Source organism: Pontibacter pudoricolor (assembly GCF_010092985.1).
Classification (GTDB): Bacteria; Bacteroidota; Bacteroidia; order Cytophagales; family Hymenobacteraceae; genus Pontibacter; species Pontibacter pudoricolor.
This window is the reverse complement of record NZ_CP048106.1, coordinates 2,554,907-2,567,934: the sequence shown is the minus strand read 5'-3', so window position 1 is coordinate 2,567,934 and position 13,028 is coordinate 2,554,907. Positions and strand designations below refer to the sequence as shown.

The 13,028-nt window shown below is 45.8% G+C and carries 10 protein-coding genes; 1 reads left to right on the top strand and 9 read right to left on the bottom strand.

Features of this window, described 5'->3' with window-relative positions:
- Positions 1-17 precede the first annotated feature (17 nt).
- Entirely contained in the window at positions 18-584 is a 567-nt protein-coding gene (locus GSQ66_RS10940) for a histidine phosphatase family protein (RefSeq protein ID WP_162427506.1), read from the top strand.
- A gap of 71 nt (positions 585-655) precedes the next feature.
- Here the strand turns inward: GSQ66_RS10940 and GSQ66_RS10935 are convergent, their stop codons facing one another.
- The 9 genes from GSQ66_RS10935 to GSQ66_RS10895 all read right to left on the bottom strand — a co-directional run bounded on the left by GSQ66_RS10935 (position 656) and on the right by GSQ66_RS10895 (position 12,979).
- Positions 656-1,102 (bottom strand): RDD family protein, encoded by a 447-nt coding sequence (locus tag GSQ66_RS10935; protein WP_162427505.1) that lies wholly within the window; start codon positions 1,100-1,102, stop codon positions 656-658.
- Between the two features lie 94 nt (positions 1,103-1,196).
- The gene (locus GSQ66_RS10930; protein WP_162427504.1) at positions 1,197-1,691 is read right to left on the bottom strand and encodes a methylated-DNA--[protein]-cysteine S-methyltransferase; all 495 of its coding nucleotides are present in this window, start codon (positions 1,689-1,691) and stop codon (positions 1,197-1,199) included.
- A gap of 118 nt (positions 1,692-1,809) precedes the next feature.
- On the bottom strand, positions 1,810-2,850 hold the full coding sequence (locus tag GSQ66_RS10925) for a porin family protein (protein WP_162427503.1): 1,041 nt from the start codon (positions 2,848-2,850) through the stop codon (positions 1,810-1,812).
- Between the two features lie 368 nt (positions 2,851-3,218).
- On the bottom strand, positions 3,219-3,896 hold the full coding sequence (locus GSQ66_RS10920; RefSeq protein WP_162427502.1) for an outer membrane beta-barrel protein: 678 nt from the start codon (positions 3,894-3,896) through the stop codon (positions 3,219-3,221).
- 149 nt (positions 3,897-4,045) lie between these two features.
- Positions 4,046-5,980 carry a molecular chaperone DnaK gene (dnaK, locus tag GSQ66_RS10915; protein WP_162427501.1) on the bottom strand — a complete coding sequence of 645 codons (1,935 nt, stop codon included), beginning with the start codon at positions 5,978-5,980 and terminating at the stop codon, positions 4,046-4,048.
- 438 nt (positions 5,981-6,418) lie between these two features.
- Positions 6,419-7,936: a DUF6056 family protein gene (locus GSQ66_RS10910; RefSeq protein ID WP_162427500.1), complete on the bottom strand. Its 1,518-nt coding sequence runs from the start codon at positions 7,934-7,936 to the stop codon at positions 6,419-6,421.
- Positions 7,937-8,098: 162 nt separating this feature from the next.
- Complete coding sequence (locus GSQ66_RS10905; RefSeq protein WP_162427499.1) at positions 8,099-10,822, bottom strand: S8/S53 family peptidase; 2,724 nt, start codon at positions 10,820-10,822, stop codon at positions 8,099-8,101.
- A 480-nt stretch (positions 10,823-11,302) separates the two neighbouring features.
- Positions 11,303-12,157, bottom strand: coding sequence for a dienelactone hydrolase family protein (locus tag GSQ66_RS10900; RefSeq protein ID WP_162427498.1), 855 nt, complete (start codon positions 12,155-12,157; stop codon positions 11,303-11,305).
- 39 nt (positions 12,158-12,196) lie between these two features.
- Positions 12,197-12,979, bottom strand: coding sequence for an NYN domain-containing protein (locus GSQ66_RS10895; protein ID WP_162427497.1), 783 nt, complete (start codon positions 12,977-12,979; stop codon positions 12,197-12,199).
- Positions 12,980-13,028: the final 49 nt, after the last annotated feature.

Below are 13,028 nucleotides of genomic sequence, written 5' to 3'. Positions count from 1 at the left end.
TAACCCACTCATACTTTATGAAACTATCCTTGTTCTTCAGGTTTGTACTCGCGTTGCTGATCGGGCTGGCCTGGTCGTGTAACCAGCCAACTGACTCAGTAGCTGCTGCCAATGGCGAAAAAGACAAAGCCGTGACCACTATTTATGTAGTACGCCATGCCGAGAAAGTTGCGACAGACCCTAAAGCCGAAGACCCTGTGCTTACTCCGGAAGGGGAGGCCCGTGCAAAAGCCCTGGTAACTTATTTAAACGGTAAGCCGGTTGATGCCCTGTATAGTACAAAATACAAGCGTAATACCCTGACCATAAAACCATTGGCAGATGTCCGCAAGCTACCCGTAAATACGTACGAAGGTCACGATTTTGAAGGGCTTAAGAAACAGATATTAACCAATAATGCCGGTAAAACTATAGTTGTGGTTGGCCACTCAAATACTATTCTACCTATAGTTGAGGCCCTTGGAGCCAAAAAGCCGTTTGCCGAAGTAGCAGACAGCAAGTACGACCATATCTTTAAAGTTACTATACAAGCCGACGGCACAGCAACCGTAGAAGCTGATACCTATGGCGCCGCAACCAACTAAACTATAGTTGCTGTAAAAAGGAAAAGCCCGCTTACTTTACTAAGCGGGCTTTTTTATAGTCTAAGGGTATGTTACGTATGGTGCCGGGCCTGTTTTACCACATTCGAGTCGGTTACCCGGTTATGGAAGTACCGGTGCTTTGCTACAGGCAGGCCACGCACAAACCGCATCAGCATGATCATGATAGAAAGGGGCCTGGCAAAGTAACGGATAGTAGCGTTTTTGAACGTAAGGCGGTTGTTATGCTTATCTACCACCTGTAAACCAAGCAGGTATTTGCCCAGTGTAGCCTGCACAGCGCTTGTTTCGGCGCCTGCAAAATATAACCAGCCCAGCACTATATAAATCAGTGTTTCAGGTTTCCAGACAAATGTCGCTTCGTTGCTGCTGACGGTATAGTAATCAGCGATGGCCGCTATAGTAACTATAAGTACAGCATCAATTATAAATGCAATAGCGCGCATTCTTAAAGAAGCCGGAACTACTCTTTCTCCTGATTTAAGATATATAGCCTGCATGGTATATTTTTGTCATAGTTTATCATTTAACCGCGTTTGCAGTTTTTGATATACTATAAAAAATAAAACAGGTTGTGTTATAAGGAGTTATAGTTTAAAAAAGGGTGAGTTGCTGGGTTGGTTTCAGGATGCCTTCGTGTTTTAAAAGCCATTCTTTGCGCCACAGGCCGCCGGCGTAACCGGTCAGGCTGCCATCGCTGCCTATAACGCGGTGGCACGGAACTATAAGGCAGATCGGGTTTTTGCCATTAGCAGCCCCTACTGCCCGGATCGCCTTCTCGCCAGACACTGCTCTTGCCACTGCCATGTAAGAAACTGTTTTTCCGAAAGGAACCGACAAAAGGTTTGCCCATACTTTTTGCTGAAAATCAGTGCCTTCCGGCTGCATTGGAATATCGAACTGCCTGCGTGTACCTGCAAAATATTCGTTAAGCTGGGTTATAGTTTGCTGCAAAACCGCTGGCTGCTCCGGCGAGTTGGGATAAGCTATATCCGAAAAAAGGCACGAGACCAAGTGGGTATCGGTAGCTGCCAGGTTTAAGTACCCGATGGGCGTTTGGTAACTGCAAGTGTAGAATGTAGCAAGCATCTTTAAAAGTACGGATTTGGCAGATTTGCCGCAAGTGGCTGAAACTATAATATTTAAAAGCAAAAATCCCCTGCTGAGATACAGCAGGGGTTTTTGAATATTGTTATCAACCGATAGCCTATAGTTTGTAAGACAATACCAGCATTAAGCTTTTGATGCTCGTATCGTGACTTGAGAAACGTGACACCCCGTCGTTCATCTCGTAGCGTGCTTCCAGGATAAGTGGCTTGCCCAGAAGCGAGTAAGAGATGCCAAGACCGGCTGTCATGCCTCCGGATAATGTCAGGAAATCATCTTCTCCCAGGAAAGGTTCTGTTTTTGTGCGCGTAGATCCTCCGAATGCAGATGTTGTGGTAATCTCATTTTTCTGGGATGCCACCAGATTTATAACCGGGCCTATGTTAAAGTATGGTCTGAAAGTGCCTCTTGGGTAGGTATACCGTGCCAGAACTGGTATTTTAAGGTGCGTTACATCGATCCAGATCTCGCTGGTTGAGGTGCCCGGTACATTGGGGTTGTCTCCTAAACTTGCTTCAAAATAATTAGGCGCATACAGCATCTCTAGCTGTAATGATAGCTTTTCGCTGATTGTTGGCATCGAAAAGTTAAAAAAGATACCTGCAACAGGCTTTACAGAGGTGTTGTTAAAATTCATATCTGAATCTTCTATCTTATACGAAAGCGTTGAACTGCTGATACCTGCAATGGGACCCACGCCGATGCGTATTTTCGATGGTACTTTGCTGTATTCCTCTTGCCCAACGCACTCGTTATATTGCTTAACTATAGTTGAAAGCGAATTGAGGCCGGTAACTACTTTGTTTATATTATCTTCGGTTATAGAAGTACAATCCAGAAACGTTTGCATAAGTACAGGCTTGTACAGTTCGCGGCGCATCATGTAGGTATGGCCATGTTTACGGCCTTCTTGGGTATTTTTTTGTTTAAACTCTTCTACCTTAAGCTCCCGTAGTGGTTCTCCGTTCTTAGAGATGTAAAAGCGGTCTTTCTGCAAGGGGTCGCGCAGGTGGTACAGGTTGGCTTTACCTTTAACCAACAGCTGTGCAAAAAGTGTCTGTTCTACGCTCAGGGTGTCGAAAGCCGGTACCAGTTTAGATTCGTAGAACTTCTGCTCCTTATTAAAGCCATAACCCTGCACCTGAGTTGGTGTAAAGTTCTGCGCTTCGGCAGCATTATTACTTTTAAAAGAAATCTGGTGAGTGTTGCGCTGGGCACCACGGTAATCTACAAGTCCGGTTGTGGTGTCGCCATTCTGTATAATATAACCCTGCCTGAAATCCTGCTGGGCAAAGGCTGCACTGCTAAATAGTAATGTAAAGTTGTTTCATAATGAGGCTAAAAGTTTTCTGAAATGGAGAAGATGTGTAATAATGAAAATTGGCAGCGTTTTAGGCTTAAAGGATTATAGTTAAATATTAATGCCGCTATATACTGATAATAGCTGTATAAAACAAAAAGCCCCACTGAAGCCAAAGGAGCTTTTGTATAGTTGCGTTGTGTATTAATTTAGAAGTAAAATCCTGCTCCTATACTTGTACTTGCTAAATTGAATGTGGCATTAAATTCACTTTTATTGCTTATACTGAACAAAGCCTGGGTTTTTTCATCACTTAGATTGGTTTGATAACTCATTACGTTGGCCTTCAACTCAATACCTATTCTTGGAGTCGGGAAATATACTATTCCAGGTGCTAACCCTACACGAAGCTTTTCATATTTTGAAATTGTTGTAGTACCTCTATAGTAAGGATTAGGATCACTATAAAATTCAACGTTCTCAGCGGTGTGTTTATCTTTTACCAAAATAACTCCTATACTTCCTTCACCAAATAGGGAGAATCTATCGCTCACATGATAATAATAACGTACTGCCGGGCCTAGTTTGATAACTGTTGATTTTAAGCTATAAGTAACAGCGTGCTGGTTATAACCACCTATATAAATAGTAGCATAATTTTCAGCATTCGTAACATTATACTCTGTACTCAGGCCAATCATCCAGTTACTGTTAAGGAAGTAACCAACAGAGGGTTGCACATTAAATGATGATGTTTTGTAGTCAGAAGTGGTCGTACGTGCACTACCCCCGATAGTGCCACCAATATATTTGGTACCGGATTCTATTTGTGCATTTGTTTGTAACACAACAGCACAAAGCATAAAGATTGTTAAGATATGTTTCATAGTAAATGCAATATATACAAATTCTGAATGTTTAAGCTTGTTTAGTGGAGAGCCAGTTTGGATTTATGCTTTTAGAAAATAAACTATGACATAAAACAAAAAGCCCCGCTGAAACCAGCGGGGCTTTTCTATAGTTGCGTATTCGGTTCTTACTTGTTACCGTCTACTTCTTCGTAATCAACATCGGTTACGCCGCCATCGTTAGCTGCCTGCCCTTGCGAACCGCCAGCCTGACCATTACCGCCAGCTTGTGCGCCAGCAGCGCCTTCCTGTCCGGCACCGGCTGCATACATCTCCTGCGATGCTGCACTCCAGGCATTGTTCAGCGCTTCCATCGCAGAATCAATTCCGGCAACGTCTTTAGCACCATGAGCCGTTCTTAACTGACCCAGCGCACCTTCGATAGCAGTTTTGTTACCTTCCGATAACTTATCGCCATATTCTTTCAGCTGTTTTTCAGTCTGGAAGATCATAGAGTCAGCAGCATTCAGCTTCTCGATCTCTTCCTTCGCTTTCTTATCAGCTTCGGCGTTGGCTTCTGCTTCCTGGCGCATGCGCTCAATCTCCTGCTCGCTCAGACCAGAAGAGGCCTCGATACGGATCTTCTGCTCTTTACCGGTTGCCTTATCTTTAGCAGTTACGTGAAGTATACCGTTGGCATCAATATCAAAAATTACTTCGATCTGCGGAACGCCACGAGGTGCCGGTGGAATACCATCCAGGTGGAATCTGCCGATGGTGCGGTTATCGCGGGCCATTGGGCGCTCACCCTGCAGTACGTGGATCTCTACAGACGGCTGGTTATCAGATGCTGTTGAGAATGTCTCCGATTTCTTGGTCGGTATAGTTGTGTTAGATTCGATCAGCTTGGTCATTACACCACCCATCGTTTCGATACCCAGTGAAAGCGGCGTTACGTCCAGTAGCAGTACATCTTTTACTTCACCAGTCAGTACACCACCCTGAATGGCGGCACCAATTGCAACCACCTCATCCGGGTTCACACCTTTAGAAGGCTTCTTGCCAAAGAACTTCTCTACTTCTTCCTGTACTTTAGGGATACGGGTAGAACCACCCACCAGGATCACTTCATCAATATCAGAAGTGGATAATCCTGCATCCTGAAGCGCTTTTTTACAAGGCTCCATAGATCTGCGGATCAGGTCGTCAGTCAGCTGCTCAAATTTAGAACGCGTTAATTTACGTACCAGGTGTTTCGGAACACCGTCAACCGGCATAATGTATGGCAGGTTGATCTCGGTTTCGTTAGAAGACGAAAGCTCCACTTTTGCTTTCTCAGCAGCTTCTTTCAAACGCTGAAGTGCCATTGGGTCCTTGCGCAGGTCAATGCCTTCGTCGTTCTTAAATTCCTCTGCAAGCCAGTTAATGATCTTCTGGTCAAAGTCGTCGCCACCAAGGTGTGTATCACCATTCGTAGAAAGTACTTCAAACACGCCATCACCTAACTCCAGGATCGAAATATCGAATGTACCGCCACCTAAGTCGAATACCGCGATCTTCTGATCTTTGTGTTTTTTATCCAAACCGTAAGCAAGCGCTGCTGCTGTTGGCTCGTTAATGATACGCTTCACTTCAAGGCCTGCAATCTGTCCGGCTTCTTTGGTAGCCTGGCGCTGTGCATCGTTAAAGTAAGCTGGTACCGTAATAACTGCTTCTGTTATGGTTGTGCCCAGATAATCTTCAGCAGTAGCCTTCATTTTCTGAAGCACCATCGCAGAAATTTCCTGCGGCGTGTACTGGCGGTCACCGATCTCTACACGAATAGTGTTGTTGCTGCCCTGAATTACTTTGTAAGATACCTGCTTGGCTTCTTCGCTAATTTCGTTGTAGCTGTGGCCCATAAAACGCTTGATCGAAGCGATCGTGTTCTGTGGGTTAGTGATTGCCTGGCGCTTGGCAGGATCACCTACTTTACGCTCGCCGTTACCACCGTCTAAAAAAGCAACGATAGACGGAGTTGTTCTGCGGCCTTCGCTGTTTGGAATAACTACCGGCTCATTACCTTCCATTACGGAAACGCACGAGTTGGTTGTACCCAAGTCAATACCTATTATTTTTCCCATTCTATAGTTTTATTATAGTTTCCTATCAAAAAATTTCTTTACTGTTGGTAGCATTCTATCAACCAATATGCCAACCGTTTTTAAGGTTGTTTTTTATGTCATTCTGTCACGAAGTAAAACTATAGTTACGGTTTTGTCTGACTTAAACCGAAGCTGCCAGCCAACCTGCGACAGATTTACCTATGACCTATACTTAGCTACGGATTTAAAAGGAATCTAAACAGAAATCTATAGTTTGGTTGGCAGAGGTCATAAAAAACAAAAGCCCCCGCCACGACAAGTAACGGGAGCTAATGTTCACTTTAACACCTAAAACACATTATGTGTAAAAGACCTTGTTGCTACTGAAACTTACACCGGAAGTAGGTTTAATAGCGGCCTTCTAAAAACAAGAGTACTCCTTAGGGCAAAAGGGTTGCAAGCGCTGTTAAATTTTTTTTATCTGATAACAGATTTTTCACGCAAGGTGTTTTTTCCGGTTTTTCGGAGCGTGGTCAGGTTATCCTGAATCGGAGGGTTGGGCTCAGAAAGATAGATGGCAGCCTTGTTCATGTAGTTGGCAAAACCATTGTTTATCCATATCCTGTCCGTTCTTTCATTGCTGTTTTCTGTTCCGGAGATGATGTCAGCAAAATAAATGGTTTCAGGAATGGCGGGCAGTGGCGCAACTAAACAAGAGTCACAGTCTGATGCTTTAAGCGAAGCATACCGCTGGTTCAGGGCTTTGTCGTAAGCAGCCGCTTTGCCCGAAATAAGATCGGTATAAGCAGTGCTGATGTTATTGTCGATGTTGAGTACGCTGAGGATAAAGATGAGCAGTGCAAAGCCCGGAATAACAGGAGATATAGTATAGTTTGCTGTAAAAGCTGCCCTATAAGTATGCATAGCAACCTGCAGACTATAAAACCAGCCAAACAGGAAAAAGAAATAGATCACATTCTCCAATCGTGGGGTAGCCCGCTCGCCCGTAGACCAGGCAAACACAAAGTTCATCAGGAAAATAGATGCCAGAACGTACAAGACTACCAACCTCAGATCAACTATAAAAGCGCGGTTGTTCTTCAGTTTTTCTGCCAATGGTAAACCGAAATACAGTACGTAAACTATAGATGCCGCCAGCAGGGGCAACAGCCACCGGTAAAACGACAGCCCTGTCATAAATCCAGCATACACCACCGACCAGACCAGTTTGCCGCCATTTGGGTGTTCGTGCATGCGATTATAGTTGCCCGGAGCCAGTGCCGCTACCAGACAGCTTACCACACAAACTATAAATAAAACCACCAGGTAAGGCCGTGCCTCCGGGTTTTTAAGGTTAACTATAGTTATGAAAGCTATCGTTGTAAAAGTGATGACCAGTGCCATTTCGTTAGAGCCGACCATCGCAACTATAAGTATAGCTATTAGAATGCTGTATAGTTTCTTTGCTGTTGCTCGCTGCGTCTGGAAGAATTTAAAAAGCAGTGCGAGCATGACCATCAGCAGGATGTTAGGCAACTGGTAGGTAGCGTAGGTTGAGAAAAAGTAGAAGCCTTCGGGCGGGCTGGGAATCTGAAGCAGGTAAAGTGTAAATAACAGGGCAGCTAAGGCAATTATCTTTGTTTTAGAAAGCGCCTGTCGGGTTACAGTTGATAGCAAAAAGTACAGACTTCCGCAGAAAAAAAGGAGTAACAGCAAGGAGTAAAGCCTGTAAAGCAAAATAGAACCCGAAATCATAGGGTTAATCCGGAACAGGGTAATCGTACTGAAATAGCGGCCCGTCCAGGTGTTATAGTAGTGCTGCATCACGGTCAGGTAATCCAGTTCACGGTCGCGCACGGCAAAACTGAAATCGTCGGCAGAGGGGTGGTTGAAAAAGGAAAGTGCCAGGAAGGGCAGCAAGGTGTAAATGCCTGCACCTATAAGTAACCAGTAAGTAAAACGACGAACACGATTTTGTTGTAGCAACAAGGGCATAGCAGAGCAGGTTTGTTGATCAGCTTTTAAATGTAGTAAGATTTACCAGCAGATAAAATTCAGAAACCGGCAACTATAGAACTATAAGTTATTCCATAAAAAAAAGCTCCCTGAACCAGGGAGCTTTTCCTAAATCATAAAATCATTTTCCAGATCAGTACCTTACTTTGTTATTACCATCCTGTTGGTAAATGTTTTACCATTTGTGGTTACCCTATACAGGTAAGTGCCGCTTGGTAAGTTGCTTCCATCAAACTGCAGCGCGTGGCGGCCGGCGGACTGCTTTTCGGTAAGTAGTGTCTGTATTTTGCGACCCGTTACATCAAGCACCTCTACTGATACCGGGCCTTCTGCGGTAACAGAATAGCTGATGGTGCTCAGGCCGGTACTTGGGTTCGGGTAAGCATAGCTTTCTTCCCACTGTGCTGCCTGCATCGCACTTGTAGATGATGTGGCAACCGGTTGCGTAACAGCATTCCAGCTGGTGTATGTTCTGGTAACTAGAACCGCAAACTCGGCACGCGTAACATTTTGCGTTGGCTTAAAAGTGGCATGCATTTTAGGGAATAGATCCAAAGGACCCTGTGTAACACTATAGTAGGCATTTATCAGTCCTAATTCCAGCGCGATGCTAACATAGCCTTCCAGGCCAGCCGGAATATATTTGGCATCTTCGATCGGGAGTTGTTTGCCATCTACCGTAACTGTAACCGTTTTGCCATTTCTGGCCAGGGCATGTTCCTGCAGGCCAAGTGCCTGCACCAGCGAGTAAGCCAGGCTTGCCCTGTTTACATTACCTGTTGGCGAGAACTTGCCTGTACCTGTTGGCAACATTACGCCATTATAAGCATACAGCCTGTCTCTTAATGCTGCCCCTTTGGCAGTTACCGATTCACCTAATAGCACTTCGCTTCCCTTCAGGTCAGAGAACGTTACGGAGCCGTTGGTCGGCATAAACTGGCGGATAGCCTGGCCCATCATCAGGTAGTCAGCTAACTGGATGCGCTTTAAATAGTCATCTGGTTTATAGCTCCCGTTCAGGCCATCTGCCAAACGTGCGCCAACAGCCATTTTAATAGATGCTTCTGCCGGATGCCCTGCAATATCAGATAAGCCTGTGGTACCGGTTACGCGCTGCACATTCAGGGTTCCGTTTATAGTTTCAGGTAGAGCTATACCGTTCAAACCTTCTACTTTCAGTGTCCATTGGCCTGCAGCCGGCGATGCTACGGCAACACCCCTGTCATAAGCTAGTGTAAATGTTACCGGAATACCTGCTCTATGCTCACTGCCATCCGGGCCTAACAGTATCAGGTTAACCGGATTGCCTGTTTCGCCTAATAAACCACCTGCACTTATCTTAGCTTCTATACTGTTGGTGCCTTCCACAACAGTAAAAGTCATCTGGTTGTTAGCGGCCAGCAGCGGGTTATAGTCTATCGTAAATGGCGTTGTTTCTGACTGCGAGGTAACACTGCTGTTGAATCTTCTGGTATAGTTGGCGTAGGTGCCATAGGTGCTGTTGCGGAAAATATGATCTACAGCGGCGTAGGCGTTTACATATCCGGCGCCAACCTCCCACGACTCATGCCCCGGCATGTTGGTAGCTGTTTTCTGCAGTATCTCTTTCACCTGCGCAGGCGATAACGATGGATTAGCCTCCAGCATCAGGGCAACTATACCGGCAGCATGCGGCGTAGCCATGGAAGTACCGCTCATGTGGGTATAAAATGGCACGTGCGCCGGATCTAGTTTCTCCACATCCTGCTGCACTTCCAGGGAGGCAATCGGGGCAATTACACGCGTCGAAACAATGTCTACGCCCGGTGCCACTATAGTTGGGCGGTTCTCAAAAGTCCAGGATTCGCCATCCATTGTGAATGTACCGCCTTCGCCTTTCACCCCTCTCGAAGAAAAGTCAGCCAGTCGGCCGTCTTTATCGCCGGCACCAACCGATATTACCCAGGGAGCAATAGCATACGGGTTATGTGTGTCAGAGCTTGGGCCATCGTTACCAGCCGCAAACAGCGACACAATACCACGGTCGTAAGCAATTTTAGACGCCACGTTTACCGGGTTGTTCGGGTCAAAATCGCCGCTGGTTCCCCAGGAGTTGGATATAACGCGGATGCCGTACTGGTACTGATGCGTAAGGGCATAATCGAAACCGCCGATTGCGTCCAGTACAAACAAGGCAGCACCTGAACCATACCCGATCAGGTGAGCGCCGGGAGCAGCTCCCTCATATAAGCCACCGGATTTTGCCCCTGTACCGCCAACCGAGCCGGCGCAATGCGTGCCGTGTCCGGAGTTTGTGTCGGTGTTGGGTACGTTCTCCAGCCACGTTACCGGTAGCATGGCATCCAGTGCGTTAAGGTTAGTGGCACCTAAAACGTTCTGCACCAGGTGTGTCCCGAATTTAAGGTCGTCGTGGGTGCCGTCCACACCGCTGTCGTTTATCATCACACCTACACCTTTACCAGAAACGGGCATGCCATTATTGCGGGCAGTCATTTCTTTGTCAGTGCGTATTTTTCGCACGCCGGTTAAATGTGTGCCGTTGTAGTTGTAGTAAGACAGTTTCTTGTTGAGGTAGATGGAGCGCACTGCCGGGTTTTGCTCTAAGGCGGCTATTTGAGTAGCTGTGGCCAGTACGCCCGCAATAGGTAACGATTTGAATGTTACGCCTTTGGTAATGCCAAGTGTATTAAGTAGTTGCAGGTGGGCAGGAGTGGGAGCAGCATCGCCATGGAAAGTAACTATAACCCCGACAGAGCCGGTAGTGGTTTGCAGCAAGCTCTTCAGCTCGCTATCCAGTTTATTTTGTGCGTTTATGTTACCCGTCAGAAAGAAGCATAACATAATAAAACTTAGAATTTTAGTCATAGGTAAGGTGAGTTAAAAGTTTTACATAATATTGAAATAGTTATAAAATAAGGGTTTGTTAGTATTGTATTGTTTAAGGTGTAGCTTAGAGTAGCCTTGTACTATACTTGTTTAAACATCGTTGGGGATTGAGCCTAAAAAAATGTTAAATGCTTAGTAACGTATTGTTAATTAGTTATTTAAGGAGGTGAGGGTGATGTAAATATTCGGAGATGGGGCTCATATGAAATATAAATCGATTTACTAATGAGGACAAACTATAGTTTAATGATTAAACAAAAATAGTTATATAATTAATTGATATTTTCAAATTAAGGGAGGTGGTATTAGCAAAACTGAAATGCAATAACTGAAAAGAGCAAAGGCTATAGTTGGATGAGTAGTTGGTAGGGATGGTTAAGAAATTTTAAAACAAAAAGCGACAGCCAACTGATGGCTGCCGCTTTTTGTGTAGCTAACTATAGTTTATTCTGGTTTTATTTAATCCAGGTGCTTCTTCAGGAATTCAATGGCTAATTTGTATGCGTCTTCTGCGGCCTGCTTGTCATACCTGGGGTTGCTGGGGTTGGCGAAAGCGTGCACGGCATCATACATTTTTATAGTTACTTTTTTATCGGCCTGTTTCATTTTCTGCTCAAAGTCCTGCACTATTTCCGGAGTTATAGAGGCATCCTGTTTTGCAAAGATTCCCAGCACCGGTGCGTCCAGCTTTTTCAGCCGTTCCACGTCACGCTCGGGCATGCCGTAGTAAATAACAGCTGCTTCGGCTTTATCACCGGCCTCTATAGCTGCCTGCAACGACCAGCCGCCACCAAAGCACCAGCCTATAGTTGCAATATCGGGGTCTTTGCCGGCGTAGGCAATAGCGCCGTTTATAATGGCTTTTCCCCGCTCCGGCGTAACCGACTGCATGTATTCCACGGCTTTCTCCCGTTCGGCAGCCACACGGCCGTCGTACAGGTCCAGCGCCAGCACGTTTACATTGCCCAGTTCTTTTGCCAGTCGTTCCGCTTCCTGTTTTATGTAATCGTTCAGGCCCCACCACTCATGGAAAACCAGCAGGTAATCATCGGTCTTTTCAGGCGCTTTTATCTCGTAGGCACTGCCGGTCTTGCCATCAGGCGTTTTAAAAGTTACCATTTTGCCTTTCTGGTTCTGCAAGGTAAAAGGCAACGGGTTGTCGTGTTTCGCTTGAAAACTTTTATCGCTTCCCAGCATGGCAAACTGTGTAGTGGCATCAGCAGCAGGCTTGGTGCAGCAGCTCATTTTTTGCTGGGCGAAAGCCACAGGTGTGCTCAGCAGTAAAACAATAAAAACGAAGAATAGCTTTTCCATAGATTTATAGTTTATAGTTGCGGCATTACTCATCATACATTACTCAGCAACCTGCCTCCGATTGCTGCGCTTCCTGCTGGCCCGTTTCACATACACGGCCGAGGGACCTTTGTCGTCTTCTTTCCGGATCGTGAACAGGTCTTTCTGCGCTTTAATGAGCTGTAGCAATTGGCCATACCCAAAGGTGCGCGGGTCAAAGCTGGGGTCGAGCTGGCGCAGGTTTACACCAATGGCTCCCAGGTGTGCCCAGCCATCTTCGTCGGCAGCCATACTAAAGGCCTCTTTCAGCAACGGAACCGGGTTAGGGCGCGAATGACTACCGTTTTCAGGCGATTTCTCCGCTTCCGCAATCTGCTTTTCTTCAATGTTATCAACCAGGTTTTCGGTGAAGATGAAAATATTGCAGGCGTTTACAAACGGTTTAGGAGTTTTGCGCTGCCCGATGCCCATCACAAAAATACCGGCTTCCCGGATGCGTGTGGCCAGTCGGGTATAGTCTGAGTCTGATGAAACGATACAGAAACCATCCACGAGCCCGCTGTGCAGCAAATCCATAGCATCAATAATTAAGGCACTGTCAGTAGCATTTTTCCCGATGGTATAGCGGAATTGTTGGATGGGTTGTATAGCGTGGTTGTTCAGGCATTCTTTCCAGCCGTTCATTTGTGGGGTGGTCCAGTCGCCATATATTCGGCGGATGGTTATCTGGCCATACTTTCCGGCTTCGGCCATTAACTTAACTATAAGGCTGGGCTGCGCATTGTCGCCATCTATCAGTATAGCCAGGCGGTGTTTCTTTTTCTCAGGATAAGGGTTTTTCATGTATAGCATTTTTGTTGGCGGCAGAATGCGGCCTGTATTGTAGCTTTTT

Coding starts and splice junctions, on each gene's coding strand:
- GSQ66_RS10940 (WP_162427506.1), top strand. CDS start 18: ATGAAACTATCCTTGTTCTTCAGGTTTGTACTCGCGTTGCTGATCGGG.
- GSQ66_RS10935 (WP_162427505.1), bottom strand. CDS start 1,102: ATGCAGGCTATATATCTTAAATCAGGAGAAAGAGTAGTTCCGGCTTCT.
- GSQ66_RS10930 (WP_162427504.1), bottom strand. CDS start 1,691: ATGCTTGCTACATTCTACACTTGCAGTTACCAAACGCCCATCGGGTAC.
- GSQ66_RS10920 (WP_162427502.1), bottom strand. CDS start 3,896: ATGAAACATATCTTAACAATCTTTATGCTTTGTGCTGTTGTGTTACAA.
- dnaK (WP_162427501.1), bottom strand. CDS start 5,980: ATGGGAAAAATAATAGGTATTGACTTGGGTACAACCAACTCGTGCGTT.
- GSQ66_RS10910 (WP_162427500.1), bottom strand. CDS start 7,936: ATGCCCTTGTTGCTACAACAAAATCGTGTTCGTCGTTTTACTTACTGG.
- GSQ66_RS10905 (WP_162427499.1), bottom strand. CDS start 10,822: ATGACTAAAATTCTAAGTTTTATTATGTTATGCTTCTTTCTGACGGGT.
- GSQ66_RS10900 (WP_162427498.1), bottom strand. CDS start 12,157: ATGGAAAAGCTATTCTTCGTTTTTATTGTTTTACTGCTGAGCACACCT.
- GSQ66_RS10895 (WP_162427497.1), bottom strand. CDS start 12,979: ATGAAAAACCCTTATCCTGAGAAAAAGAAACACCGCCTGGCTATACTG.